This is a genomic window from Kribbella aluminosa (genome assembly GCF_017876295.1).
GTDB classification, from domain to species: domain Bacteria; phylum Actinomycetota; class Actinomycetes; order Propionibacteriales; family Kribbellaceae; genus Kribbella; species Kribbella aluminosa.
In genome coordinates, this window is the sequence record NZ_JAGINT010000002.1 from 448,648 (window position 1) to 473,179 (window position 24,532).

General features: G+C 68.2%; 28 protein-coding genes. 10 read left to right on the top strand and 18 right to left on the bottom strand.

All coding sequences use genetic code 11. The annotated features are described in order from the left end of the window. Positions 1-24: 24 nt before the first annotated feature. The 6 genes from JOF29_RS23480 to JOF29_RS23505 are packed head-to-tail and all read right to left on the bottom strand — an operon-like array spanning position 25 to position 5,760. Positions 25-1,533 (bottom strand): SCO6880 family protein, encoded by a 1,509-nt coding sequence (locus tag JOF29_RS23480; protein WP_209696633.1) that lies wholly within the window; start codon positions 1,531-1,533, stop codon positions 25-27. Then, complete coding sequence (locus tag JOF29_RS23485) at positions 1,520-3,079, bottom strand: TrbL/VirB6 family protein (RefSeq protein ID WP_209696634.1); 1,560 nt, start codon at positions 3,077-3,079, stop codon at positions 1,520-1,522. Before JOF29_RS23485 ends, JOF29_RS23480 begins: the two co-directional genes overlap by 14 nt. 1 nt (position 3,080) lies before the next feature. Continuing rightward, the gene (locus JOF29_RS23490; protein ID WP_209696635.1) at positions 3,081-3,980 is read right to left on the bottom strand and encodes a TrbL/VirB6 family protein; all 900 of its coding nucleotides are present in this window, start codon (positions 3,978-3,980) and stop codon (positions 3,081-3,083) included. Next, positions 3,977-4,840: a DUF8175 domain-containg protein gene (locus JOF29_RS23495; protein ID WP_209696636.1), complete on the bottom strand. Its 864-nt coding sequence runs from the start codon at positions 4,838-4,840 to the stop codon at positions 3,977-3,979. The genes JOF29_RS23490 and JOF29_RS23495 overlap by 4 nt, the downstream gene beginning before the upstream one ends. A 3-nt stretch (positions 4,841-4,843) precedes the next feature. Beyond that, a complete protein-coding gene (locus tag JOF29_RS23500) occupies positions 4,844-5,122 on the bottom strand; it encodes a TrbC/VirB2 family protein (protein WP_209696637.1) in 279 nt (92 codons plus the stop codon). Between the two features lie 14 nt (positions 5,123-5,136). After that, positions 5,137-5,760, bottom strand: a complete 624-nt coding sequence (locus tag JOF29_RS23505; RefSeq protein ID WP_209696638.1) for a DUF6668 family protein — start codon at positions 5,758-5,760, stop codon at positions 5,137-5,139. A gap of 248 nt (positions 5,761-6,008) precedes the next feature. Here JOF29_RS23505 and JOF29_RS23510 point away from each other — a divergent pair, with 248 nt between their 5' ends. Further along, a complete protein-coding gene (locus JOF29_RS23510; protein ID WP_209696639.1) occupies positions 6,009-7,424 on the top strand; it encodes a hypothetical protein in 1,416 nt (471 codons plus the stop codon). Then, entirely contained in the window at positions 7,421-7,621 is a 201-nt protein-coding gene (locus tag JOF29_RS23515; protein ID WP_209696640.1) for a hypothetical protein, read from the top strand. The genes JOF29_RS23510 and JOF29_RS23515 overlap by 4 nt, the downstream gene beginning before the upstream one ends. A 66-nt stretch (positions 7,622-7,687) precedes the next feature. Here JOF29_RS23515 and rplI read toward each other — a convergent pair whose 3' ends face one another. From rplI to rpsF, 4 genes are all read right to left on the bottom strand, one after another. After that, positions 7,688-8,134: a 50S ribosomal protein L9 gene (gene rplI / locus JOF29_RS23520; protein WP_209696641.1), complete on the bottom strand. Its 447-nt coding sequence runs from the start codon at positions 8,132-8,134 to the stop codon at positions 7,688-7,690. Between the two features lie 14 nt (positions 8,135-8,148). Then, the gene (gene rpsR / locus JOF29_RS23525) at positions 8,149-8,382 is read right to left on the bottom strand and encodes a 30S ribosomal protein S18 (protein WP_012924539.1); all 234 of its coding nucleotides are present in this window, start codon (positions 8,380-8,382) and stop codon (positions 8,149-8,151) included. A gap of 72 nt (positions 8,383-8,454) precedes the next feature. Further along, positions 8,455-9,075, bottom strand: coding sequence for a single-stranded DNA-binding protein (locus tag JOF29_RS23530; protein ID WP_209696642.1), 621 nt, complete (start codon positions 9,073-9,075; stop codon positions 8,455-8,457). A 92-nt stretch (positions 9,076-9,167) separates the two neighbouring features. Then, positions 9,168-9,458, bottom strand: a complete 291-nt coding sequence (gene rpsF, locus JOF29_RS23535; protein WP_130386399.1) for a 30S ribosomal protein S6 — start codon at positions 9,456-9,458, stop codon at positions 9,168-9,170. Positions 9,459-9,750: 292 nt separating this feature from the next. On the opposite strand from rpsF, the gene JOF29_RS23540 reads away from it, so the two are divergent. Beyond that, entirely contained in the window at positions 9,751-10,407 is a 657-nt protein-coding gene (locus JOF29_RS23540; protein ID WP_209696643.1) for a hypothetical protein, read from the top strand. 6 nt (positions 10,408-10,413) lie between these two features. Here the strand turns inward: JOF29_RS23540 and JOF29_RS23545 are convergent, their stop codons facing one another. Next, positions 10,414-11,541, bottom strand: coding sequence for an MFS transporter (locus JOF29_RS23545; RefSeq protein ID WP_209696644.1), 1,128 nt, complete (start codon positions 11,539-11,541; stop codon positions 10,414-10,416). A 94-nt stretch (positions 11,542-11,635) separates the two neighbouring features. Here JOF29_RS23545 and JOF29_RS23550 point away from each other — a divergent pair, with 94 nt between their 5' ends. Both JOF29_RS23550 and JOF29_RS23555 read left to right on the top strand, forming a co-directional pair. Further along, entirely contained in the window at positions 11,636-12,136 is a 501-nt protein-coding gene (locus JOF29_RS23550; RefSeq protein WP_209696645.1) for an Lrp/AsnC family transcriptional regulator, read from the top strand. A 30-nt stretch (positions 12,137-12,166) separates the two neighbouring features. After that, a complete protein-coding gene (locus JOF29_RS23555) occupies positions 12,167-12,970 on the top strand; it encodes a deoxyribonuclease IV (protein WP_209696646.1) in 804 nt (267 codons plus the stop codon). Positions 12,971-12,973: 3 nt separating this feature from the next. Here JOF29_RS23555 and JOF29_RS23560 read toward each other — a convergent pair whose 3' ends face one another. Continuing rightward, the gene (locus tag JOF29_RS23560) at positions 12,974-13,513 is read right to left on the bottom strand and encodes a hypothetical protein (protein ID WP_209696647.1); all 540 of its coding nucleotides are present in this window, start codon (positions 13,511-13,513) and stop codon (positions 12,974-12,976) included. A gap of 28 nt (positions 13,514-13,541) precedes the next feature. On the opposite strand from JOF29_RS23560, the gene JOF29_RS23565 reads away from it, so the two are divergent. Continuing rightward, on the top strand, positions 13,542-14,072 hold the full coding sequence (locus tag JOF29_RS23565) for an NUDIX hydrolase (protein WP_209696648.1): 531 nt from the start codon (positions 13,542-13,544) through the stop codon (positions 14,070-14,072). On the opposite strand, the gene JOF29_RS23570 is transcribed toward JOF29_RS23565, so the two are convergent. From JOF29_RS23570 to JOF29_RS23580, 3 genes are read right to left on the bottom strand one after another with little or no spacing between them, the layout of a single operon-like run. Then, positions 14,041-15,249 (bottom strand): MFS transporter, encoded by a 1,209-nt coding sequence (locus tag JOF29_RS23570; RefSeq protein ID WP_209696649.1) that lies wholly within the window; start codon positions 15,247-15,249, stop codon positions 14,041-14,043. The genes JOF29_RS23565 and JOF29_RS23570 overlap by 32 nt on opposite strands. Positions 15,250-15,280: 31 nt before the next feature. Beyond that, positions 15,281-15,994, bottom strand: a complete 714-nt coding sequence (locus JOF29_RS23575) for an SDR family NAD(P)-dependent oxidoreductase (protein WP_209696650.1) — start codon at positions 15,992-15,994, stop codon at positions 15,281-15,283. Then, a complete protein-coding gene (locus JOF29_RS23580) occupies positions 15,991-16,554 on the bottom strand; it encodes a TetR/AcrR family transcriptional regulator (protein WP_209696651.1) in 564 nt (187 codons plus the stop codon). Before JOF29_RS23580 ends, JOF29_RS23575 begins: the two co-directional genes overlap by 4 nt. Before the next feature lie 193 nt (positions 16,555-16,747). Between JOF29_RS23580 and JOF29_RS23585 the strand changes: the two genes are divergently transcribed. Genes JOF29_RS23585 through JOF29_RS23595 form a run of 3 tightly spaced genes read left to right on the top strand, consistent with a single transcriptional unit; the run spans position 16,748 to position 19,656 of the window. Then, positions 16,748-17,878 (top strand): lipid II:glycine glycyltransferase FemX, encoded by a 1,131-nt coding sequence (locus JOF29_RS23585; protein ID WP_209696652.1) that lies wholly within the window; start codon positions 16,748-16,750, stop codon positions 17,876-17,878. 4 nt (positions 17,879-17,882) lie between these two features. Beyond that, a complete protein-coding gene (locus tag JOF29_RS23590) occupies positions 17,883-18,899 on the top strand; it encodes an alanine racemase (RefSeq protein WP_209696653.1) in 1,017 nt (338 codons plus the stop codon). Between the two features lie 34 nt (positions 18,900-18,933). Next, entirely contained in the window at positions 18,934-19,656 is a 723-nt protein-coding gene (locus tag JOF29_RS23595) for a methyltransferase domain-containing protein (RefSeq protein ID WP_245359396.1), read from the top strand. Between the two features lie 26 nt (positions 19,657-19,682). Here JOF29_RS23595 and JOF29_RS23600 read toward each other — a convergent pair whose 3' ends face one another. After that, entirely contained in the window at positions 19,683-20,837 is a 1,155-nt protein-coding gene (locus JOF29_RS23600) for an NAD-dependent epimerase/dehydratase family protein (RefSeq protein ID WP_209696655.1), read from the bottom strand. A gap of 156 nt (positions 20,838-20,993) precedes the next feature. Here JOF29_RS23600 and JOF29_RS23605 point away from each other — a divergent pair, with 156 nt between their 5' ends. Then, positions 20,994-21,452, top strand: coding sequence for a GtrA family protein (locus JOF29_RS23605; RefSeq protein ID WP_209696656.1), 459 nt, complete (start codon positions 20,994-20,996; stop codon positions 21,450-21,452). Here the strand turns inward: JOF29_RS23605 and JOF29_RS23610 are convergent. Both JOF29_RS23610 and JOF29_RS23615 read right to left on the bottom strand, forming a co-directional pair. Then, complete coding sequence (locus JOF29_RS23610) at positions 21,364-23,571, bottom strand: glycosyltransferase family 2 protein (RefSeq protein WP_209696657.1); 2,208 nt, start codon at positions 23,569-23,571, stop codon at positions 21,364-21,366. The genes JOF29_RS23605 and JOF29_RS23610 overlap by 89 nt on opposite strands. A 23-nt stretch (positions 23,572-23,594) precedes the next feature. After that, positions 23,595-24,494 (bottom strand): NAD-dependent epimerase/dehydratase family protein, encoded by a 900-nt coding sequence (locus JOF29_RS23615; RefSeq protein WP_245359398.1) that lies wholly within the window; start codon positions 24,492-24,494, stop codon positions 23,595-23,597. Positions 24,495-24,532 lie beyond the last annotated feature (38 nt).

The following is a 24,532-nucleotide window of genomic DNA, read 5'->3' on the forward strand; positions in this document are numbered from 1 at the left end:
CAGGTGCCACTGTGTGGAGTTCAATCATAGGGATTCCCGGAGCCCGGCCGGAACCGCGAGGTGGCTCTGGATCACGACACCCAGCGGCAGCCCGGCGATGAAAGCGGAGTCCTGCGAGCCGTACGCCGTACGCAGCAGGACGCGAGCGGTGGCGCCGAGGTTGTCGACCGCGGCGACCATGTCCGGGATCTGCTCCGCGGTCATCACGGTCCCGGTCACCACCATGCCGAAGTTCACCAGACCCGCACCGCGGGCCTCCTCCTGCGCCGACCGGTCGGCGGCCCGGGCCTCGGCCAGGTTACGGGCCGACGGCCGCGAGGACGCGGTAGCGCGGAACGACGCGTTGCGCTTGTCGGCCTCCACCATCCGGGCCGCCGTACCGGCGTCCAGCGGGCGGTAGAGCAGCGTGACGCGCTTGCGGTCGATGTCCGCGTGCGGTGCGACCAGCTGCGACAGCACCGACGAGAAGACCTCGCCACGCGGCGCCTGCGACATCTGCCAGGTCACGGACCAGGCCGAGTCGTGCCGGTACTTGTCCCAGAACGCCTGCGCGGCGGCGGGGCCGACGTCGGTCCATTGCAGTTCGGGCGGCATACCCTGCCCGCGGGCCTCGTCGATCAGCGAGGCGGACGCCGGGTCGTACGCGATCCGGATCGCCTCGCACAGCTCCTGGGCGCTGACCGGCCGGGCGGCGCCCGCACCGGTGGCGTTCAGGCTCTGGGTGAGCGCGGGCAGCCGGGCCGCCAGCTCGCGGCCCATGTCGTCTTCCTTGCGGCGCTTGCCGCTCCGGTCGGTGCCCTTGAAGGTCAGTGCGACCCGGGCCGAGACCAGCGCGGAGCCCTCCGGGTACGTCTGCACGACCTCGGTGAGCATGGCGCGGGCGATCGGTGGCGTGCCGTCCATCATGTTGCTTCCGACCTCGCGACGAAGCCGGATGCCGGTGTCCGGCGCGCTCTCCACCGTCACCGACGCGGCGACGATGCCCGGCTCGTGGCCGAGGGAGGCCAGCCACTGGCCCCAGTGCGCCACCCAGATGTCGACCTGCTCCTCGTCGACGAGCGAGGCACCGTCGGGTTCGGCGTTGATGACGACAGTGAAGTGCCGAGTGCTCGGGTAGTACAGCAGCGCGAACGGCCGGCCGTACGAGTCCTGGTACTCACTCAATTGGGAGGCCGCGGCGAGGCCGGGGAGCTGGAACTTGCCCCAGGCGGTCCGGCCGAGCGGGCCGGAGCGGTAAAGGTTGTGCTTAGCCATCTTTGCTCGTTGCCATCCAATGTAGGTCGAAAGCCGTTGCAGCGTGGACTGCCCGTGCTTGTCCTTGGTGACCAGGAGCCCGAGCCCCACGCCGACGATCAGCAACGTGACGAGGGCGGCCTGGATACCGCCGGCCATCGTCGCGAAGACCACCGCCAGCAGGCCACCCATCAGGAGGCCGGTGCCGAGCATGCCCAAACCGGCGATACCCGCCGAAGCGGGCTGCCGCCAGTTGCCGTAGGTGCGAGGTGCGCGTCGTACGTTCTCAGCCGCTGCCACTTGGTCCGTCCGGTGCTGGAGGTGGTGGCTGGTCGCCACCGCTGTCGTTTGGTCCCTGCGCAGTGTTGCGGGTGCTGCCGGTCGGGCCGCCACCGCCTCCACCGCCTCCGCCACCACCGCCGCCGCCCCCGGCGTCATCGCCCAGTGTCTCGGAAGCAGCCATCTGGCCGAAGGCCTTGGTGGCGTCCACTCCGGCCTTCACCGCGACAACCGCGACCGCGGCCGGTCCGGCAGCAGCCGCAGCCCCACCACCAGCAGCGGCGGCTCCACCTCCGGCGGCCCCGCCACCCGCTGCCGCGCCGCCACCACCTGCTGCGCCGGCGGCGGCACCGCCTTCGCCACCTGCGGCAGCCGCGCCTTCACCGCTGCCGCTGGCAGCGCCGCTACCACTGGGCGCCTGCTGTGGTGCGTTGCCGACGTTCTGAGCACCGGTCGGCCCTTGCCCCTCGCCGCCGCCACTGCCCTCGCTGCTGCTCTGCTCGGCTCCCTTGTTCGCCATGTCGCCGAGCTTGTCCATGCCTGCCATCTTGGCCGCGATCATGCCGGCACCTGCCCCGCCGGCGGTCGCGCCGACCATCGGCACGATGAACCGCATCAAGGCCGGCATCGCGAACAGCGCGAGCACCAGCATCGTGAGACCGGTGATCACGTTCATCACCAGGCTGCCGGTGTTCTTCGGATCCGTGATGTCGAAGTGCAGCGGGTCGCCGTTGTTCGAGACCAGCCGGATCGCGGTCGCGTAGACGATCGCCGCCACCGGCTTGTACAGGATGAAGGCGAGCAGCCAGCTGACGATCTTCCGGAACCAGTTCCTGCCCATCTCGGTGTTCGTCGCCGCAGCAGCGATCGGCAGTACGCCGAGCAGCAGGATCAGCATCGCGCTCCGGACGACCATCAGCACGATCTGGATCAGGCTGGCGATCACGGTGAGGACGCCGACCGCGATCATGATGCCGATCAGTATCGGAGACCCGGCGATCCCGACGATCGCGCCGAAGCCGAGCACCGCCGCCATCGTCTCGCCGAAGGCCACGTTGTCCGCCGAATTGATGTTCTGGCAGCCGGTGACCCAGGAAGCGTTCGTGCTGTGCGAGTCCAGCGCGCTACTGACGATGCAACTGGAGAACATATCGCCCGCGGTGATCAGTACCTGCGCTACCGCGAGCGAGAACAGCGCCGCGACCGCCAGCGTGAGCAGCGATCTGAGGATCTCGCGAGCAGCCTCGCCGCGCTGTGTCCAGGCCATCTGCATCGCGCCGACGATCACACCGAGGGCCGCCGCGAAGAGCGCGATCTCGTGGGTGTGTCCCCAGATCCAGCTCACCGTGTCGTTGGAGGGGCTGCCGTCCTTGTTCGCGACGGCCGGCGTCGGGACATAGATCCAGAACGTCGCAATCGTGCTCATCAGCGTCCCGACCGCACCGCCGATGGCTTGCAGGATCGGTTCGAACACGAATTTCATCACCACTTCCATGACCGGAGCCAGGACGCTGCTGACAATGTCCTTCAGCAGATTCGTGGCCCAGTTGAGCGGAATCAACAACATCTCAGGACGCCTTCGGCGAGACGAATCGGAGCAGGGCCGGCAGTGCGACGACTGCCACGATCATCATCGTGATGCCCATGATGATCTTCAGGGTCTGCGATGTTCCCGGCCCCGCATTGGGCACATCGGGCGCGCCCATCAGGTAGAACGCGGTGGCGTAGATCAGCGCCGCGACCGGTTTGTAGATGATGAACGCGACCAGCCAGGAGACGGCCTTCTTGAACCACGCCATCCCCATCTCGGTGTTGGTCGCCGCGGCGGTGATCGGTAGCACACCGACCAGCAGGATCAGCATCGCGTACCGCACGAGCATCAGGCCCAGCTGGATGATCGAGGTGATCACCATCAGGATGCCGACGAAGATCACCAGCAGCCAGCCGAACTGCTCGGCCGGACTCTTCAGCGGATTCGTCATCGTCTCGGCGAGTTTGCCGGCGAAGTTGTCGTGGTGCGCGTGCAGCGACGCATCGATGATGTTGGAGGAGAAGTCGTCCGCGTACGCGATCAGCGTGCCGGCGAATGTCGTCGCACTCACCGACACCACGACCAAGGTGAGCAGCGAACGAAGAATGTCGCGGGCCGGCTCACCGCGGTGCGAGAACGCCATCTGCATCGCGCCGTAGATCACCGCGAGCGAGGCGACGAACACCATGATGAACTTGGTGTGTCCCTGGATCCAGAGGGCCGGCGTGTTCGCGGCGATGTCCGGGGTACCGATCTTGATCCAGAGCAGGCCGACGGCCTGCATGACCGCCTCGACCGCGGCCACCACGACCTTCGCGATCGCCTGGAAGATGAAGTCGAAGAACTTGCCGAACGCCCACTCGACCGCCGTCTTCAGGCCTTCGGTGACGCAGTCCTTCCAGTCGGAGGGCCACCACGAACATCCGAGCGCGATCACGACGCACCACTGAACCTCACATAGCCGTCGAGGCCGGACAGGATGTCCGGCTCGACGGAACCGTTGAAGGAGCCGTCTTCCTGCAGTACGGCGTACCAGTCGCCGTGGGACCACTGCATGGTGATCGGCAGCGCGCCGTACGCCTTGTTGTTGAAGTTGGCGGCGACCTGGATCACCGTCTGGGTGGCGTTCGGCGGATAGTAGACAACCTTGAAACCGGAGAACTGCAGCTCGCCGCCCGCGTCGGTCGGCGGAGTCTTGTTCTCCTGCTCGGCCGCGGCGATCGCTGCGGCCTTACCGGGGCCGTCCAGCACCCGGGTGCGCAGAGCGGCGACGTTGACCGCCGGGTTCTGGACCTGGCCGAGCAGGACCATCGCCGCGAGCACGGCGCCGGTCGGCGAGTGCGAGAAGCACGAGCGCACACCGTCCGGACTGGTGGCGGCCGGCCCGTTCTCTGCCTGCAGCGGGACCAGCATCTTGCCCTCGAACTGCCAGCTGACGGCAGGCGGTGCCGCGGCCCGCGGAATCGTCTGGCTCGGGATCCGGTTGTGGCAGCCGCCGGTACCGCTGTTCGGCGGCGGCGGGGCCGTCCGCGTCGGGGTCGGCGTGTTGATCGGCGTCGCAGGCGCCCCGGTGGGTTCTACTTCGGTGGGCTGTCCGGTAGGAGCAAGAGTGCTCGGCGACTGGCTCGGACCGGCGGTCGGGCTGTTCGAGCCCCGCGCCATGAACCAGACGACCAGGCAGATAAGCACCGCTCCGATGACGATTGCCGACGCGATGAAACCACGCTCCTCGAAGAAGCTGGTCTGTTCGCCGTCGGAATCACCATCGGAGTCCGTGCCCCTGCTGAACAGCCCCACCTACTACCAGCCTCCCAGGGCCTGGGTCAGGGCGGTGGCAGCGCCGATGACGATGCAGGCGGCCAGCACCCATCCGAGCCGGGCGGCGTGCTCGCCACCCTCACCGCGGCGCTGACCGACGGCCATCATGCCGCCGGCGATCAGGATGCCGAGCGTGCAGACGCCGTACGCGAGCCACTTCACCCAGCCCAGAACCTGCTTCAGGGGTCCCTCGACTCCGGGCGGCGCATCCTGGGGGAGCACGTTCGGGAGCTCCGTGATCAGGTGGTGTGCCAACATCATGGTTCTCTTACCTTTCAGTACGGGGCGGGGTAGTCCGCTGGGTTTGACGCGCGAAGTGCGTAGATGGATTCAAGTACTTCGAAGACCTCGTCGGGGGTGTTGTCAGGCGTGGGACCCTCCCCTCGACGCCACTCCTCGATCCAAGGAATGTCCCAGACCCTCGGGACACCTCCGCCGACGATGTCGGCGAAGTCGTCGAGCACTCGGGGCAGCCGGCCCGGGGCGTCCGCGATCAGCACGAGGCCGAGCACGGCGACGCCCTGAACGACTCCCGAGGCCCACTCGATCGCGGCTCGCTGCGCGGCTCGCAGACCGGACCCGTGGGTCCGGGCCACCAGGATCACCGGTGTCGGCACCGGCGGTGGCGGGATCGGCCAACGGTGGCTGGCCGCCCGGGTCCCCGGAAGCAGCACGGACATCGTGGTCTCGCCGGCGCCGCCGTGCACTCCGACCCACCACAACGTGTCCGCAGCCGGAATCGCGAACTTGGGCAAGCGCTGATCCTCCGCGGGCGCCGGCACCCCGTGCTGCGGGGCGGACGGCCCCCGCGGGGTGATGTCCGGCTGAGGTCCCGGGGCCACCGACGCCTGCTGTTGTGGACCCGGAGACTGCTCTCGTGTCCACGGGTTCTGCGTCATGGCCCCTCCTCTCGCGTTCCGTCACAGGCAGTCGCCCACCGTATTCTCTCGCTTTCCGGGTGTACTTTCATGACCCATCCACAGGCGAGGATGTTTCTACCCCCTTGTCGGGGTCAGTCGAGCCGCCGGGCCCGCGTGGTTTCTGCGTGCCCGGAATCCCTGGCATGCCTCGTGCGGGGGACATGCTAGAACGAGGATGTCGGAACCGGATGAACGAGGGAGACCTGTGGCGGGAATGAGAGGCCATCGTGGCTGAGAAGATCCCTTCCTGGCCGAAGGTCACGATTCGGCTCTACGACGACCACAACGCCGAGGTCAAGATCGCGGGCCGTAGTCATCCACTCAACAACTCCGACCCGCGGGCCGCTGCGATCCAGCTGGTCGCGGAGCGGGCCGCACAACTAGGCCGCGCGGTGAAGGTGACCGCCGTCGAGGCGGACGGCGCCTCATGGCCGCTGGTCATCCACCCGGACGGCCAGGTGGACGCGATCGACACCGACACCCGACGGAACAAGAAGCCGGTCTGGCCGATCTTCGTGGCGATGGCGGTTGCCGTCGTACTGATCGCCGGTACGGCGCTGTACATCACCGTCTTCAGCAAGCTCGGCAACCACAAGCCCGTGGTCACCGCGTCGCCCAAGCTGCCGGTGCTGCCCGGCCCGAGCGTCGGGCCGGACGAGTTCCCGCCCCGGACCCAGCCGCCGGGCTGGTCGACGCACGCCAGCTGGACCGTCGACATGGCCCCGAACAGCACGCCGGCGATCAGGCCGGACGGCACCGAGGTCGCCATCCTGACAACCGATCAGAAGGTCGCGGTCTTCACCAGCAGCGGCAAGCTGCTGTGGCAGGACAAAGTAACGAAGGACTCGCTGAGCCCGGTCTACACCACGATCGACTCCAAGCTGGTGCTCGCTGTCGCGTCGCCGGACACCTTGTCGTACTGGGCCGGCGACGGCGCTCTGCCGTCGAAGCTCCCGTTGCCGGACAGCGCCAAGGTGACGTTCTTCGGCAAGTCCCCGCTGATCTTGCTGGGCAGCGACGGAGGCTCGATGGTGGTGTCGGGTGGCAAGCTCACCGCCTCGCCGCAAGGACAACGGTTCTCCACTCCGCTGCTGGCCGAGGGCGATCGGACCTTGTACGCCCTGCCCAAGGGTCCGCTCGGCTGGACGCAGCCGGGCAAGGACCTGGTGCCGCTCAATCCGGTGCCGCCGAAAGGCGTGCCCGCGGGGAACCTGCAGGAAGTGGTCACCGCGAGCTCCGACTATGCACTCGTGCTGTGGGCGGACCCGAAACAGCCCGGAAAGGTCATCCCGGTGGTGCATTCGACGGCGAGCGGGAAGGTCGTCGCGGTCTGCGGGGACGCCTCGTCCACAGACCCCGAGCACTGGGCCTGGGTTCCGGACCCGAACCGCAAGTTCGCCGCGTGGGGCGAGTGTCTGATCAACCTGACCGCAGGCCAGACCAGGACGATCAAGGACTTCCAGCCGTTGTCGATCAGCGGCTCGTTCGTCTACGGCACCCTGGCGACCAAGTTGTACGCGGCGACGGCGATCGGAAAGCTCTACCCGATGCCTGACGGTATGACTCGGCCGTGGGCCATCGCGGCCAACCACGCGATCCTGGCGTACAGCTCGGTCCTCTACGCACTGGATCCGCAGAAATGAGGGGCTACGGGCGCCGGGCGGCGCGGTTCACGAGTGTGGTGGTGGCAGCACTGCTGCTGCTGCCGCCGACCGGGCGTGCGCTCGCCGACAACGATCAGCCGTCACCTACCGACTGGCCGACAGTTGCCGTCATCGACCGGGGCAGCGGATCCGAGCCGCAGCCCGTCGACTGGCCGACCCCGAAACAGCCAAGCTGATACACCTCCAGCGACGAAGGCCCGCGCCCCCAGTGGGGACGCGGGCCTTGTGCGTACGGCGGGACGTCAGCCGGCTGCGACCTCGAGGCGGACTGTGGCGGCCACCTCCGGGTGCAGCTGGACGGCGACCTGGTGCTTGCCGGTGGTCTTGATCGGCGAGCCGATCGCGATCGCCCGCTTCTCGACCAGCGGGCCGCCGGCGGCCTTGATCGCACCGGCGATGTCGGACGGGGTGACCGAACCGAACAGCCGGCCGGTGTCACCCGCCTTGACCGCCAGCGTCACGGCAAGTTGCTCGAGCTGGTTCTTGACCTCGCTCGCGTGCTCCTTGCCCTGGATCGCCCGGGCGTCACGCGCCCGCTTGATCGTCTGGATCTGCTTCTCGGCACCGCGGGTCCAGCCGATGGCCAGGCCGCGCGGAACGAGGTAGTTCCGGCCGTAGCCGTCCTTGACCTCGACGATGTCGCCGGGGGCTCCGAGGCCCTCGACCTCCTGAGACAGGATGAGCTTCATGGTCCGCGCCTCCCTCAGCGTGCCGTGCTCGTGTACGGCAGCAGCGCCACCTCACGAGCGTTCTTGATAGCGGTGGCCACGTCGCGCTGGTGCTGCACGCAGTTCCCGGTCACCCGGCGGGCGCGGATCTTGCCGCGGTCCGAGATGAACTTGCGCAGCAGCGCGGTGTCCTTGTAATCGACGTACGTTGCCTTGTCCTTGCAGAAGCCGCAAACCTTCTTCTTGGGCTTCCGAATGATCTTGGCCATTGTGGTGCTCTCTTCCTACTTCCAGAGCCCGGCACGAATGCCGGAATGGTCGCTAACGGAATTGCGGGCCGATCAGAACGGAGGCTCCTCCATCGAGCCGCCGCCCTGGCTGGCCCAGGGGTCGTTCTGCGGGGCGGACTGGCCGCCACCGCCCTGGTTGCCGCCACCTTGCGGGGTTGCCCAGGGGTCGTTCTGCGGGGCGCCACCCTGGCCGCCGCCGTAGCCACCCTGGTTGCCACCGCCTTGGTTGCCACCGCCTTGGTTGCCACCGCCTTGGTTGCCACCACCGGAGTTGCCGCCACCACCACCGAAACCGCCGCCGTCGGAGCGCGAGGTCTTGGAGATCTTCAGCGTCGCGTAGCGCATGCTCGCGCCGATCTCCTCGACGTCGCACTCGAAAACGGTGCGCTTGTTCCCATCGCGGTCGTCGTAGCTTCGTGCCTTCAGACGACCGTGGACGACAACACGAGAACCTCGGGTCAGGGACTCGGCCACGTTCTCGGCCACTTGACGCCACACCGCACACGAGATGAAGAGGGTTTCCCCGTCCTTCCACTCGTTGCTCTGCCGATCCAAGGTCCGCGGGGTTGACGCGATGGTGAAATTCGCCACCGCGGCGCCCGAGGGCGTGAATCGCAGCTCCGGGTCACCCGTCAGGTTTCCGATCAGGGTGATGGGTGGTTCGCCTGCCATTGCCGTTCCTCCTGCTATCGGGTGTGGCTGTGTCTACAGCTATTGGTACCGGCCGGTGCCGACAGTACCGATGGCTGCTGACGACCCCAGGTTCAGTGCTGGTCCGGGCGGATGACCTTGGTGCGCAGGATCGACTCGTTCAGCGTGAGCTGACGGTCGAGCTCCTTCACCACCGCCGGCTCGGCGGTCAGGTCGACGACGGCATAGATGCCTTCGGACTTCTTCTTCACGTCATAAGCAAGCTTGCGACGACCCCAGATGTCGAGCTTCTCGACCGTGCCACCTTCCTTGCGGACGATGTTCAGGTACTGGTCGATGGACGGCTCTACGGTGCGCTCATCGAGCTCAGGGTCGAGGATCACCATGACTTCATAACGACGCATGCGCGAACTCCACCTCCTTCGGACTTGGCGGCCACGGTCTCTCCGTGGCAGGAGGGCGATGCGGACGCTCGACACCGGCACTTGCCGCCGACGCCAAGCAACGAGCCCGGTCGATGGACCGGGCCACACCAAAAAGAGTACCAGCGTTCGGACTGCCACTTGACCATATCCACAGGCCTGTTGCCTCCATGCTGTCAACGTATGGCCGGACCAGGCCAGCCAGGCCCGCGAAGGGTTCCCGTGGCGCCACCGTCGAACCTCAAGACGCCGGGCCAGGGAGGTTTGTTCAAGCGTGAGCCCTGAAAGTGACTACCAGCGGAGAGCCAGGCTGGAACGCGAGGCGAGGAAGAAGGCGCAGGCGAAACAACGCGCGCGCGAGACGCAGGCGCTCGACCGGGCCGAGACCATCGCGCGCGAGAAGACGGCCCCGGAGCAGCACCAGCATCTCGCGGAGGCCCGGCGGAGGATCGAGGAACGGGAAGGCCGGATCGGCAGGGAGCTGGGCCGAGCACTCGAGGACCGCATCAAGAACGGCCCGAACCAGCTGGGCAAAGGCAGTGTCCAGCGACTGGTCGGCCTGGGGAGCCGGGTCTTCGGGGACGGCCGGACCGCCATCGATCTGGCTCAGTCCATGATCTCGTACGGCAGACAGCTGGACGAGGTGTGGAAAGCGTTCGGCAGCTACACGCCGCCGCAGCCCGTGAAGGAAACGCGAGCGCAGGAAAGGGAGCGGGCCCAGCGGGAAAGGGAGCAGCGGGACCGGGAGGCCCGCGAACAGAACATCGAGCAAGTGCGATACCTGATGGGGGTGACCTATGGAGACGCCTCGCCCTTCGGGAAGCTGACGCCGGAGCAGGTCAGGGAGTACGAAGCACAAACTCGTTCGCGGGTTAGGGACTCGCGTGAGTTCGGTTCGCGGGAGCGAGGGCGCGGCGGGCGCGGTGATTGAGATTGGTCACTCTGTGTCAGCGAGAGTGACCATGCGCTCACGTTGCCGCAGTACCAGGACGAGCACCGGTACGGCGAGGGTGAGCGAGACCGCGGCCAGAACGGGGAATCCGCCGAGCGTGAACAGCCACGGCGAGGTAGCTGTGGCCAGCGCTGACACGGTCCAGATCGACGACTCCACACGACTCTCCAGCGCGGCCGACCCGAGCTGGGCGCTGCCGCCGAGGTAGCAGAGGTTCCACGCGTACCCGAGCAGGAACAGCGACGGGGTGAAGACCAGGCCGGTCCGAGTGACCAGTACGGCGGCCGCGAGCAGACCCACGAGTCCGGCCAGCATCACCACCCGTGGTCCAGAGCGGTCGATCCACCAGCCGGTGAGCGGGGACAACGCGAACATCCCCAGGGTGTGGACAGACAGCATCGCGCCCAGCACGCCCAGTCCGTCGTGGTGCATGTGGGTGTGGACGGGGACGGCTGTCATGACCGAGACCATCACGAGCTGCCCGACGATCATCACTCCGGCTGCCAGCAGCACGGGGCGTCCGCTGGTTGCTGCGCGGACCTGTGGGGCATCAGTTGGCTTGGTACGGCGGATGTACGTCGACGCGACCAGGGCGGCGAAGACTGCGGCCAGTGCTAGTAGGAATGGGCCTGCGATCGCAGGGAGGCCAAGGCCGGACGCGGCTGACTGGGAAGGTGCCAGGAGGAACGGTCCGCCCGCGGCGCCGAGTGTGCTGGCCCAGACGACTGTGCTCATGGCCCTGGAGCGTCTAGCTGCAGGTACCAGGTCGGCAGCGGCGTAGCGGGACAGGAGGCTGGCCGCGTTGCCCGCACCCAGTAGGAACATGCCTAGGAAGAGCAGAGCGACCGGTGCGCCTACGGCCGCAATAACCGTGACTGCGCCGCCGGTCACGCCCACGCCGTACCCAAGGCGGAGCGCTTGAGCGCGGTTGATGCGCGAGGTCCAGCGGCCGATCAGTACTGCGCCCGCGGCAGTGCCCAGGACGCCCGCGGTGTTGGGGAGCCCGGCCAGCGCCGGGCCGAGGTCGTCGGCGATCAGGATCGCGCTGACCGCGCTGGCGGCGACCATCGCGGCGTTCATCAGGGCGGCGGCGAGAACGACGGGAGTCAGCATGCCGACCACGCTAGAAAGGCCCGGCGCTGCGATGAATGCCCAAAGAAAGGCGTCCGGGCTTGTGCACCGTCGACATCGAAGGTGTTCTGGGGAGATGACCTTTCAGGAGCGTGAACTGGACTCCACCGACTGGCAGATCCTCGCCGCGCTGCAGTCCGACGGCCGCCTGTCGTTCAACCAGCTCGGCAAGCGGGTCAACCTCTCACCACCCGCGGTCGCCGACCGGGTACGGCGACTCGAAGAGGCGGGCGTGATCACCGGCTACCACGCCGAGGTGGACCCCGCCCGCGCCGGCCAACCGCTGTCCGCCTTCGTCCAGATGCGCTGCACGACCGGCCGCTGCCTGCTCAAGACCACCCGCGCCGAGGACTTCCCCGAAGTACTCGAGATCCACAAACTCAGCGGCAACTCCTGCTCGATGCTCCGCGTCCGCGTCGCGTCGATGCAACACCTCGAAGGCCTCTTCGAACGCCTCGGCGAACACGGCGAAATGAACACCCACATCGTCCTCTCCACCGAGTTCGAGGGCCGCCCGGTCCAGCCGGTCGTCCCCGAGAACCGCACGGTGACCCGCTCGGCCGGCTGGGGTTCGTGAAGTGTCGGCGAGCGGTTCTAGGGTGGGGTTATGACTGTGAAGCTCGGTGCGCATGTGGACCAGGAGGATCCGTTGGCGGAGGCTGCCGATCGGGGGGCCGATCTGGTGCAGTTCTTCCTGGGGAACCCGCAGGACTACAAGGCGCCCAAGCTTGCGTACGGCGACGGTGAGGACGCGCTGAAGGAGCGGGCCGCGGCGGCGGGGGTCGATCTGTACGTGCACGCGCCGTACCGGCTGAACGTCGCGAACACGAACAACCGGATCCGGATCCCGAGCCGGAAGCTGCTGCAGCAGACGCTGGACAAGGCGGCCGAGATCGACGTCAAGGGTGTGATCGTGCACGGCGGGCACGTCGGCGACGAGGACGATCCGGAGGCCGGGTTCGACAACTGGCGCAAGTGCATCGAGCGGGCCGAGCTGCCGGTGCCGCTGCTGATCGAGAACACCGCCGGCGGGGAGAACGCGATGGCCCGGCAGCTGGAGCGGATCGAGCGGCTCTGGGAGGCGGTGCAGGCGTCCGGCAACGACCGGCTGGAGAACGTCGGGTTCTGCCTGGACACGTGCCACTTCCACGCGGCCGGTGAGGAGCTGCCGACGATCGTCGAGCGGGTGCTGGCGATCACCGGGCGGATCGACCTGGTGCATGCGAACGGGTCGCGGGACGAGTTCGGCTCCGGCGCGGACCGGCACAGCAACTTCGAGGACGGTCACATCGACCCGGCGGACATCGTCGCGGTCGTCCAGACCGCCGGCGCCCCGGTCGTGGTCGAGACCCCGAACGCGGACAACGGCCAGAAGGCAGACCTCGACTACCTCCGGGCGCACCTCACGTAAGGCTCAGGCCGCAGGCGGCTTCGGTCGGTCGAGACCGTACATCCAGTAGGTCAAGGCCCATGGCAGCAAGAGGGCCAGGGTGGCCGTGTGGCTGGTCGGGATGAGCAGGCCGAAGATCACCGCGACGAGGATGAGCACGGTGCTGACCTGGAAGAGGTCGAACCGGCCGAGCAGCCGGGTTCGCAGCGTGACTCGGCCGCGCGCGCAGGCGAAGTACGCGGCGACGAGTGCGAGCACGCAGAGGTAGGTGAGCACCACGCTGATCCAGCCGACTGCGCCGAAGGGCTTGTCGGACTGGACGACGTCGGAGAGCAGGAACGCGGCCGCGAGGATGGTGAGCCAGCCGCACGTCCACAGGAACGTGCGCACCATGCGACGAGCTTTCTCTTCCGGAGTCGGCTCCGGCTCCGACGGCTCCGCCGGCTTCGCCTGCTCGGCCGCGTCGTCCGGCTCAGCCTTCCCGTTCAGCTCCGCTTTGGGGTTGGCCGCGGGGGTGTTGCCGGGGTCGGCGGCCGGGGCGGGCTCGGGGTCTGACTGCTCCATGGCAGGGACGGTAGCGCAGAATGAGGTTATGCAGCCCTGGGCGGAGCAGTTCCCGGACCTGTTCGCGCCGGGGTATTGGGAGTGGGGCGAGCTGGACGTCCGGTACACCGTCGAGCAGCCGCCGGACGAGCTGATCAGCAACGTGCACGTGGTCTGCCGGACCGCCGACGGAATTGTTGTCTGTACCAACGATCTCGGCTGGCGTTTCCTGCCCGGCGGTACCCGTGAACCGGGCGAGACGATCGAGCAGCTCGTCGAGCGGGAGCTGCTGGAGGAGGCCGGCGCGCGGCTCACCGGCCCGCTCACCTGGCTCGGCGCCCACCGCGCCGATCACCGGCGACCGGCGCCGTACCGTCCGCATCTGCCGCACCCGGTGTCGTACTGGGCGAACTACGTCGCGGACGTCGTGATCGAGCAACCGCCGACGAACCCCGAGGACGGCGAGCAGGTCACCGACGTACTGGTGCTGCCGCCGGAGGCCGCCGCCGAGTACCTCGACGGTCAGGCGGAAGAGGTGGGCTCGGTCGTCAGGCTGGCTCAGGCACTGGAGCTGGTTTAGCCGACTTCCACGGCAGCAGTACGGCGCTCAGCGTGCAGCAGATGCCCGCGACCCAGAGCGCGCCCCGCATCCCGACCACGGTGGCGAGCACCCCGCCGAGCGCTATGAACGCCGGCTGCACGCACCGCGAGCTGATCGACCACGACCCGAGGACGCGCGACATGAACCCGTCCTCGGTGACCTCCATCCGGTACGTCGCGAACGACGGGTTGAACGCACCCGCTCCGACAAGCAGCGCCGTCTGCGCCACGGTGAGCACGACGAACCCGCCCCACCCGTGCGGCGCCAGCGGGAACAGCAACTGCCAGGGAGCCCGCAGTACGCCGAACACGAGCAGCATCCAGTGCAGGCCGTACCGCTTGGTGAGCGTCGGAGCCAGCCGCGCGCCGATCACTCCACCGATGCAGGAGACGCCGAGCATCACGCCGTAGCTCCAGGGCGCGAGACCGAGGTCGCGCAGCATGAAGACGGTCAGCAACGGCGACGTCATCATCACCGACCCGCCGAAGAGCATCGCGTTCCAGAACAGGGCGCGTAGACCGCGATGCCCGAAGATGTACCGCCAGCCGGCGGTGATGTCACGCTTGCCCTCGTGCTTCACCGGCTCCGGCTCGGGCTGCTGGATCCGCCGGATGCCGAGCGCCGACCCGAGGAACGACACCGCGTCGACCCCGAGCGTCACGGTCGCACCGACCAGACTGACCAGCACACCACCGAGCGCCGGGCCGACGCTCAGCGAGACCCAGTTCGTCTGCTCGAACCGGCTGTTCGCCTCGGCCCGGCCCGCCGCCGGCACCAGCGCCTTCAGGTGCGCCCCGCTCGCCGATTGGAAGGCGATCGTCCCGGCCGCCTGGAGCACGCCCGCCACGCACAGATGCGCAAACGTCAGTACGCCGAACGCGGCTGCGACCGGCACCGACACCAACGCCACGAACCGGACGAGGTCCGACGCGATCATCACCGGCCGCTTGTGCCGCTGCTCGATGAAGTCCCCCATCGGCAACCCGAGTGCCGCCCCGGCCAGCGCGGACGACGCGGCGAGCAACGAGACCTGGAGGGTGGTGGAGTCCAGGGCGAGCACGGCGACCAACGGCAGCGCGCCGAGTCCGACCGCCGATCCGAACGAACTGACCGTGAACGCAACCCACAACCGCCGGAAGTCTCGACCCAACGACATCCCGTGATCGTAGGGGTCGGCACGGACAGAATCAGCGAAGGTTCAGGCCGCCGTCGAGCAGGATGACTTCACCGGTCAGGTACGCATTGTGGATAACCGCCGAGATCAGGTCGGCGACGTCCGCGGGGTGCGCGGCGCGGCGCATCGGGCTCGAGGTTTTCCACAGGTTCTGGGCTTCGGTCCACGCTTCGGTGAGCGGCGTGTCGACGAGTCCGAGGGCGACCGCGTTCACCCGGACGTCAGGCCCCAGGGCGGCGGCGAGCAGCTTGGTCACGTGGTTCAGCGCGGCCTTCGACGCGGCGTACGCGATCGAGCTCCCCTTCGGGCGGACGCCCGCGTGGCTTGTGACGTTGACGATGCAGCCGCCGGCCTCGCGCAGCGCGGGAAGGGCGGCCGTGCACAGGAGCCAGGGCGCGATCAGGTTCACGTCGAGCAACTGCCGCCAGTCGGATGCGGTCAACGCGTCGAGGTCCGCGTGCGGGACGGGCCAGCTGATCCCGGCGTTGTTCACCAGTACGTCGAGACGCCCGTGCGCGGCCAGCACCTCCGGCACGAGTGCGGCCGCGGCCGTGTCGTCGGAGAGGTCGGCCTGGTGGTACGACCCGCCGAGCTCCGCGGCCAGCGCCTCGCCGACGTCCCGGGTCGAGCGCGAGTGCACCGCGACGGTCATCCCGTCGGCCGCCAACCGCCGTACAGTCGCCTCGCCGATCCCCGACGTCGACCCGGTCACCAGCGCGACCTTCATGCGCCGTACCGGAGACCGTCGAGGAGCAGGTCGAGGAGGCGCCCGGCCTGCTCGCGGTCGGCCGCGGCACCGCCGACGCCGCCGATACTGACCAGCAGGTCGGCGGCCGAGATGTCCGAACGCAGGCGGCCGGCTGCGACGCCTGCGTCGAGCAGCGGCTGTACGGCGCCGATCAGGAGGTCGAAGCTCTGCGCATAGGGATTCGCTCCGGAGGCCAGCACCGCCCGCAGCGCATCCGCCATCCCGCGCTTGCGGGCCATGTAGTCGATGAAGCGGTCCATCCAGGCCCGCAGCGCCTCTTCCGGCGGCAGCTTCTGGAGGAGCTCGGGGGCCGCTTCACAGACGGATGCCAGCTCACTGCGGTACGCCGCCTCGATCAGGGCCTCTCGCGTCGGGAAGTGCCGGTAGAGAGTCCCGATGCCGACGCCGGCGTCCTTCGCGATGCCCTCGAGGGTCGCTTCCAGGCCGCAGTTCGTGAACGCCTGCGACGCGGCGGACAGGATCTGCCCGCGGTTGCGCTGGGCGTCCGCACGCAGCGGGCGCTCGTTCGTACCGCTCATATCCCCTCCCCTCCGGACTCCACAACCTAGCCGAACTCGATATCCGGAGGCTCCCGAACAGCTGAAAGCCCGACTTTGAGAACCCACCGACCATTTCCGGCGCGAGATTCTGGTCGGTGGGTTCTCAAAGTCGGTTTGATCAGAGACCGGCTCGGCTACGGTTCACGCGGCTGGGCCGGTAGCCTGACCCACCGTGAGTGACTTGAGCATCCGGACCATCTCGTCCGACGAGCACGCCGCGTACATCGCGGCGCAGCCGGCGGCGAGCTTCCTGCAGACGCCCGGCTGGGCCGCGGTGAAGAGTGAGTGGAAAGCAGAGTCACTCGGCTGGTACGAACCGGGCACGCCGAGCGAGCTGGTCGGCGTCGGCCTGGTGCTCTACCGGCAGATGCCGAAGGTCAAGCGGTACCTCGCATACCTCCCGGAAGGCCCGGTCGTCGACTGGGACGCGATCGACCTCGGCAGCTACCTGCGCCCGCTGGCCGCGCACCTGGCCGAGCGCGGCGCGTTCGGCATCCGGATGGGTCCGCCGGTGGCGACCAGGCGGTGGAGCGCCCAGACGATCAAGGACGCGATCGCCGGCGGGCAGCAGCCCCGGCTCGGCGACGTCCGCCCGGACGTGATCGAGCCGTCCGGCGCGACCGTCGGCGACAAGCTTCGCAAGCTCGGCTGGAAGCCGCCGCGGATCGCGGAGGGCTTCGCGGCCGGGCAACCGCAGTACGTCTTCCAGGTGCCGCTGGCCGGCCGCACCGAGGACGACCTGCTGAAGGGCATGAACCAGCTCTGGCGGCGGAACATCAAGAAGGCTGCGAAGGCCGGCGTCGAGGTGACGCAGGGCGGCCCCGAGGACATCAAGGCGTTCCACGGGCTGTACGTCGAGACCGCCGAGCGCGACCACTTCACGCCGCGGCCGCTGCCGTACTTCGAGAAGATGTACGCCGCGATGGCCAACCAGCCGGCCGATTGCTGTGACTTCCGGATCTACAACGCCCATCACGAGGGCGACCTGGTGGCGTCGACGATCTGGGTCCGGGTCGGCGGTCACTCCTGGTACTCCTACGGTGCCAGCTCGACCACCAAGCGGGACGTACGCGGATCGAACGCGATCCAGTGGCGCATGATGACGGACGCACTCGCGGCGGGCGCGTCCGTGTACGACCTACGGGGCATCACCGACACCTTGGACCCGAACGACCCGCACGTCGGGTTGATCCAGTTCAAGACCGGGACCGGCGGCGAGGCCGTCGAGTACGTCGGTGAGTGGGATCTGCCGTTGAACAAGGCGCTCTACACCGCATTCGACCTCTACATGAGACGGCGTTGACACCATGCCCCTAGTCCTGCACGTCGATTCCGATCGATGGCGCGATCACCTGCGTGCCACGTGGAACCCCGACATCGTCCCGGTCGCCAAGGGCAACGGGTACGGGTTCGGGAACCACCGGCTGTTCGCAGAGTCCCGCGCACTCGGCGCTAAGACGATCGCGGTCGGCACGTACTTCGAGGTCCCCGCGACTGAGCTTAATTCTTCTGGGCGCGAGGACGTCGTGGTGCTGTCGCCGTGGCGGCCGTTCCTGGAGATGCCGAAGAGCCAGAACGTCATCCACACGGTCAGCCGGCTGGCGGACCTGGTCTCGATCCCGGCCGGCAGCCGGGTGCTGATCGAGGTGATGACCTCGATGCGGCGGCACGGCATCGGCGCCCGCGAGTTGCGGCACACGATGCTGCTGAACGCGCTCGACCGGATCCGCTTCGAGGGCTGGTCGCTGCACTTCCCGATGGGCGCGGGCGGTACGTCGGCGAACCTCCGCGAGGCGCAGCAGCTGGCCAAGGCGGCTCTCGACGTACGGAAGAGCACGCTCTGGGTGTCGCACGTACCGGCGCAGAAGCTCGCCGACATCGGCGAGAACGTCAAGCTCCGGATGGGTACGGCGCTGTGGCTCGGCGACCGCGGCGCGCTGTCGGTGAAGGCGACCGTCCTCGATGTTCATTCGGTACGGCGGGGCGAGCGCGTCGGGTACCGGCAGCGGCGGGTGACCGGCGACGGGCACATCCTGGTCGTCTCCGGCGGTACGGCGAACGGCGTCGGGCTGGAGGCTCCGACCGCCGCGGCGACCGTCCGGCAGCGGGCGATCGCGATGGCGAAGGGCGGTCTGGACGCGGCCGGGATGGCGCTGTCGCCGTTCAGCATCGAGGGCAAGCAGCGGTGGTTCGCGGAGCCGCCGCACATGCAGGCCAGCATGCTGTTCCTGCCGGCCACGGTGGCGCCGCCGGCAGTCGGCGACGAGGTCGACCTCGACGTCCGGCACACCACGACGACGTTCGACAAGGTGTCGATGGATTGACTTCAGGTCCACCTGAAGTTGCACCGTGGACCGTATGAGCTTTCTGGATTGGATCGAGGAGCGTCCGGGTGCGGCCGAGTTGCGGGCGGCGTCGTACCGGATGCTGGGGCTGAAACGCGGGGCGACCTGTGTCGATGTCGCGTGCGGAGCGGGGCATGCGGTCGCCGAGCTGGCGAGGAAGGGCCTCAAGGTGACCGGGATCGACGCGGACCCGGACGCCATCGAGGCGGCCCGGGAGCGGGCGCCCGGGGCGATGTTTCACGTGGCACATTCCGACGACCTGCCCCTCGAGGACGGGTCGGCGGACGGCTATCGCGCGCTCCGGCTGTTCCACCTGCTCGAGGATCCGCGTCCGACGATCGCCGAAGCCCGCCGGGTCCTCCACCCCGGCGGCCGGATCGTGGTCGGCGGCCAGGACTACGGCTTCCTGCTGATCGACAGCTCCGACCAGGACCTGACCGACGTGATCTGCCTCGGTCTGGAGTCGCGAACGGTCTCGCCACGCGCGACCCGGACCCTGCGCGACGTACTCCTCGACGCGGGGTTCCACGACGTCGAGGTCGCCGTCCACAACGAGATCGTCACGGAGCACGGGCAGCTGGCTCCGCAGCTCAAGTCGGCCGCCGGCGCAGCGGTCGAGAAGGCACTGATCACCCAGGAAGACGCGGACAACTGGCTCGTGGAACAGTCCCGCCGAGGCCGCCGCAACCGCTTCCTGGCCGTCGTACCGACCCTTCTTGTCGGCGGCCGCCGCTGATTGAGCGACTGGCTTCGTCCGAGTCGCTACCGCTTGAGGTGGCCCTTCCAGCGGACCGTGGGGAGGAGGGCCGCTGGGTCGACGCGGTCCTTGTTGGCAGAGACGATGTCGAACATGGACTCGATCAGGGTCTCGGACAGCAGGTGGGGCTGGAGGCCGAGGCCAACCAGGCCGGTGTGCTTGACGTTGTAGTAATGCTCGGCCTGCTCGACGCGCGGGTTCTCCAGGTGCTCGAACTGGACCGGGCCGGGGAAGGACTCCGCGACCAGCTCGGCGAGCTGTGACACCGAGTAGCTCTCGGTCATCTGGTTGAAGACCCGGAACTCGCCCGCGTCCGCCGGGTTCTCCACCGCGAGGCGGATGCACTCGACGGTGTCCCGGATGTCCAGGAAGCCCCGCGTCTGGCCGCCGGCGCCGTACACCGTGAGCGGCTCGCCCAGCACCGCCTGGATGACGAATCGGTTGAGCACGGTACCGAAGACGGCGTCGTAGTCGAACCGGGTCTGGAGCCGCGAGTCGCGCACGGTCTGGTCGGTCTGCTGGCCGTACACCACGCCCTGGTTGAGGTCGGTGACCCGCATCCCCCAGATCCGGCACCCGAACTCGAGGTTGTGCGAGTCGTGCACCTTGCTCAGGTGGTAGAACGAGCCGGGCTTCTTCGGGTAGAGCATCCGGTCCTTGCGCCCGTTGTGCTCGACCTCCAGCCAGCCCTCCTCGATGTCGATGTTCGGCGTCCCGTACTCACCCATCGTGCCGAGCTTCACCAGGTGGATGTCCGGGTTGATCTCGGCGATCGCGTACATCAGGTTCAGCGTGCCGACCACGTTGTTGTGCTGCGTGTACACAGCGTGTTCGCGGTCGATCATCGAGTACGGCGCCGCCCGCTGCTCGGCGAAGTGCACGATCGCGTCGGGCGCGAACTCCTGCAGGACCCGGTAGACGAAGTCCGCGTCGAGCAGGTCACCGACGTACGACGGGACGGTCTTGCCGGAGACCTGCTCCCAGGCCTTCACCCGAGACTCGAGATCCTCGATCGGAACCAGGCTCTGGACGCCCAGCTCGCGGTCGTACCCACGGCGGGCCATGTTGTCGAGCACAGCCGTGTCGTGGCCGCGGTCGGAGAGGTGCAGTGCTGTCGGCCACCCTAGGTAACCGTCACCGCCCAGAACAAGTACTCGCACGGCTCGGCCGCCTTCCAATCGGGGACGTCGTCACAGTCCTTCCTATCCCGAGTACCCGCTCCCGTAACGTGACCGGTACCACCTAATCGCTGGCAATCGGCTGAGAATTTCGGCCCGGCTGCCATCAGCGGAGGCGGAGGGGCACAATGGGTTGCGATGCGCGCACTCAGGAAGACTCTCTCCCGTGCCCGGCTGCTGCTCTGGGCGAAGTACTCGGCGTCCTCCGTAGTGGCCACTGTGGTGAGCCAGGTGGCGTTCGCTCTCTGTTACTGGTTCGGTACGCCGGCCCTCGTCGCGACCCTGGTCGCCTGGCTCGCGGGCGCCATCCCGAACTACGTGCTGAACCGCCGCTACACCTGGGGCCGCAGCGGTCAGAAGCTGCCGTACACGATGATCGTGATCGGCTCCGCGGTCTCCGCCGCGCTGGTCACCTCGCTGACCGACCACCTGGTCCGGGGGATCGAGTCACACGCCTGGAAGACGCTGCTGGTGACCGGTTCGTACTTCGGGACGTACGCGGTGTTGTTCATCGTGAAGTTCGTACTGTTCGATCGGCTGGTGTTCGCCAAGCCTGTCGCCGCCCCCGCCGAAGCAGGTACTCCCGTAGCCACGTAGTCGTCATCACCCGCCCGTAGTTCGCGCCGTACACGATCCCCGGGCCCTTCTTGCTGCTCCCGTCGCCGCGGCGGCGCATTGTCATCGGCAGCTCGACCACCCGCGCGCCGAGCGCGAGCGCCCCGAGCAACAGCTCCGACGACTGGTACTGCGGTTCACGCAGCGTCACCGCCGTCGCGAGGTCGGCCCGCATCGCGCGGAACCCGAACGACGTGTCGGTCAGCTTCTTCCGGGTCAGCAGAGACGCGAGTACGGCGAACACCCGGACGCCGACCCAACGCAGCCGGCTGTCCGCGTCCTCGGCCCCGAGCCTGCGCGACCCGGTGACGAAATCGGCCCGATCAAGCAGGATCGGCTCGAGCAGGACCTCCAGCTCGTCGTTGTCGTACTGCCCGTCCGCGTCGGTGGTGACGACGTACTCCGCCCCGCCTTCGGCCGCCAGGTGGTACCCGAGCCGGAGCGCGGCGCCCTGGCCGCGGTTCGCCGGGGCGATGCAGACGTACGCCCCGTGGTCCTTCGCGACGTCGGCGGTGTCGTCGGTCGCGCCGTCCACGACGACCAGGACGTCGACCGGCATACCGGCACACGTCTTGGGCATGTTCGTCAGCACCGGCCCGATCCGGGCGGCCTCGTTGTACGCCGCGATGACGACGACCACCGGGGCGAAGTTCGTGCCGTGGAGGCTCTTGGCTGCCGCAGTGTCCACCGTGTCCGGGTAGGCGGCCATCGCAGGCCGGGCCTGGTCCTTACCGAGGATGGCGCGGAGGCCTATGACACCTGCCAGCGGGAAGAAGATCAGCCCTGGCAGTTGGTAGCGCCAGGAGAACTCGAACGCGGCTGAGCCGAGCAGGAGCACCACACCAGCCGTTGCGGGCAACAGAGCAGCAGAACGAAGTCTTGAGGTCTTGGCGCGCCCCAACCCAGCTACAGCGGCAAGAGCGATCAGTACGCCCAGCCCGAGCAGTGTGCCGGACGTGTACCCACCATGCAGCTGGTAGGCGCGCAGAATGACCGCAGGCACGTGAGAGACGTGCGGCTCGGACCCTCCCCATTTCACTGCCGCCTTGGCGGTGTTGGGGTCCTTGAGGTTCGGGTAGACCAGCTGGAACTGCCAGCGGTCCAGCGGTACGTCGTCAGGCGAGCTGGTACGGGTCGGCGCGAAGCCCTTCGCGAAGTCCTTCAGCACTGCCCACGTCACGTCCAGCGGCTGGTGCGTGATGACGAGATGCGCGAACTCCGCGGCCAACTGGTGCTTCGTCGTACCGGGCGGCAACGGGCCCGGCCAGTTCTTGTCGCCGTAGCGGTCGTGGGCGTACTTGTCCACTCCCAGCCGGTGCCCGAGCGGTTCCTTCGGGCAGAACAGGCGGGTGCCGTCGTTGAGCGGCAGCTTGTCGCAGTTCGCGACCGTGGCGGTCCGCCCGTACAGGATCTCGTTCTGGGCGCCGGTGAAACCCCAGCGGCCGGTGTCGACCCGGTAGTACCCGCCGTACGCCGCGAAGACGATGCCGAACCCGGCGACGGCGGCCGCGGTACGACGTACCACGTCCATCCGCCGCTTCCGCCAGGCGTTGCCGACCACGATCAGGTAGAGCACCACGGCGATCAGCAGCACCAGGCCGATCGCGCGGACCGTGAACGCGGCACCGACGAGTACGCCGACCACCGCTGCGCGGCGCCAACCCGGCACGCCCTTCACGAGCAGCAGCCACAGGATCGCCACCAGGATCACGTCGAACGTGGTCTCGGCCATGATGTTCTGCTCGATCTGCACCTGGTACGCGTCGAGCAGGATCGGTGCGGCGGCGACCGCGGACAGCCAGCGGTACACGGTCAGCTTCCGGGCGAGCGCGTAGATCACCACGCCCAGCAGCAGCCCGCCGAGGTGCTGGATGATCACGACCAGCTTCAGCCCGCCGAGCCAGACGAGAGGACCGAGGACGAAGTCGTACCCGATCGGGTTCAGCTGGTCCGGGCTGAGCTTGCCCATGTTGGTCAGGTACTGCACCGAGTCCACGTAGACGATCGCCGGCGTGTAGGCGACAGTCGCGAGGATCCGCAGTACCAGGCCCAAGGTCAGGAGGACCGCGAGCAACCAGTGTGTCCGCAGCTCCTTCCTCAACGAAGCGAGGGTTACCGGCTCCCTCACTGGTTCTTGAAGTACTGCCACGTGCGGGCCAGACCGTCTTCCAGCGAGACCGTCGGCCGGTAGCCGAGATCGTTGGTGATGTCCACGACCACGGCCGGCATCTCACCCGCCGGCGCATCGATGTGCACGGCCGGCACCGCGCACCCGGTCACCGCGCGCACCGTCTCGATCATCTCCAGCACCGACACCGAACGCCCGGACCCGATGATCGCGCGCCCGTCGTACTTACTGTCGAGTGCGAGCAGGATGCCGCTCACCACATCGTCGATGAAGACCAGGTCACGCCGCTGCGTCCCGTCGCCGTACACCCGGACGCCGCCATCACTCAGCGCAGCCCGCATCATCCGCGGCACGAAGCTGTCCTTGTGCGACATGCCCGGCCCGTACACGTTCGTGAACCGCAGCGCCGCGGCCGCCATCCCGTAGCTCCCCGAGTACGCCGAGAGCAGCATCTCGCACGCGGCCTTCGTCGCGCCGTACGGCGTCAGCGGCCGGAGCGGCAGGTCGGCGTTGATGGTCGACGTACCGACATCTCCGACCACCGCATTGGTGGAGGCGAGCACGAACCGGTCCACCCCGCTGCCCCGCGCCAACTCCAGCAGGACCTGCGTGATGGTCACGTTCTGCGCGAACGTCTGCATCGGCGCATCCACCGACCGCAACACCGACGTCAACGCCGCCAGATGCACCACCGCAGTCGGCCGCGTCTCGAACGCCGCAACGCAGGTCTCCTGGTCCGCAAGATCCCCCGTCACCACGTGCACTCCCGCGTCCCACGAAGCGTCCGCCGGCTCACGATCCACCGCAGTCACCGGCACATCCCGCTCCCGCAGAGCCGCCACCACGGCCCGCCCGATAAACCCGGAGGCCCCGGTGACCAGCACACGTTCATCCATACCGCTCAACCTACCTGCGCCGGTCCACCCCCGACCAT

Coding starts and splice junctions, on each gene's coding strand:
- JOF29_RS23485 (WP_209696634.1), bottom strand. CDS start 3,079: ATGTTGTTGATTCCGCTCAACTGGGCCACGAATCTGCTGAAGGACATT.
- JOF29_RS23500 (WP_209696637.1), bottom strand. CDS start 5,122: ATGATGTTGGCACACCACCTGATCACGGAGCTCCCGAACGTGCTCCCC.
- JOF29_RS23505 (WP_209696638.1), bottom strand. CDS start 5,760: ATGACGCAGAACCCGTGGACACGAGAGCAGTCTCCGGGTCCACAACAG.
- JOF29_RS23515 (WP_209696640.1), top strand. CDS start 7,421: ATGAGGGGCTACGGGCGCCGGGCGGCGCGGTTCACGAGTGTGGTGGTG.
- rplI (WP_209696641.1), bottom strand. CDS start 8,134: ATGAAGCTCATCCTGTCTCAGGAGGTCGAGGGCCTCGGAGCCCCCGGC.
- rpsR (WP_012924539.1), bottom strand. CDS start 8,382: ATGGCCAAGATCATTCGGAAGCCCAAGAAGAAGGTTTGCGGCTTCTGC.
- JOF29_RS23530 (WP_209696642.1), bottom strand. CDS start 9,075: ATGGCAGGCGAACCACCCATCACCCTGATCGGAAACCTGACGGGTGAC.
- rpsF (WP_130386399.1), bottom strand. CDS start 9,458: ATGCGTCGTTATGAAGTCATGGTGATCCTCGACCCTGAGCTCGATGAG.
- JOF29_RS23545 (WP_209696644.1), bottom strand. CDS start 11,541: ATGCTGACTCCCGTCGTTCTCGCCGCCGCCCTGATGAACGCCGCGATG.
- JOF29_RS23550 (WP_209696645.1), top strand. CDS start 11,636: ATGACCTTTCAGGAGCGTGAACTGGACTCCACCGACTGGCAGATCCTC.
- JOF29_RS23555 (WP_209696646.1), top strand. CDS start 12,167: ATGACTGTGAAGCTCGGTGCGCATGTGGACCAGGAGGATCCGTTGGCG.
- JOF29_RS23560 (WP_209696647.1), bottom strand. CDS start 13,513: ATGGAGCAGTCAGACCCCGAGCCCGCCCCGGCCGCCGACCCCGGCAAC.
- JOF29_RS23565 (WP_209696648.1), top strand. CDS start 13,542: ATGCAGCCCTGGGCGGAGCAGTTCCCGGACCTGTTCGCGCCGGGGTAT.
- JOF29_RS23570 (WP_209696649.1), bottom strand. CDS start 15,249: ATGTCGTTGGGTCGAGACTTCCGGCGGTTGTGGGTTGCGTTCACGGTC.
- JOF29_RS23575 (WP_209696650.1), bottom strand. CDS start 15,994: ATGAAGGTCGCGCTGGTGACCGGGTCGACGTCGGGGATCGGCGAGGCG.
- JOF29_RS23580 (WP_209696651.1), bottom strand. CDS start 16,554: ATGAGCGGTACGAACGAGCGCCCGCTGCGTGCGGACGCCCAGCGCAAC.
- JOF29_RS23590 (WP_209696653.1), top strand. CDS start 17,883: ATGCCCCTAGTCCTGCACGTCGATTCCGATCGATGGCGCGATCACCTG.
- JOF29_RS23595 (WP_245359396.1), top strand. CDS start 18,934: ATGAGCTTTCTGGATTGGATCGAGGAGCGTCCGGGTGCGGCCGAGTTG.
- JOF29_RS23605 (WP_209696656.1), top strand. CDS start 20,994: ATGCGCGCACTCAGGAAGACTCTCTCCCGTGCCCGGCTGCTGCTCTGG.
- JOF29_RS23615 (WP_245359398.1), bottom strand. CDS start 24,494: ATGGATGAACGTGTGCTGGTCACCGGGGCCTCCGGGTTTATCGGGCGG.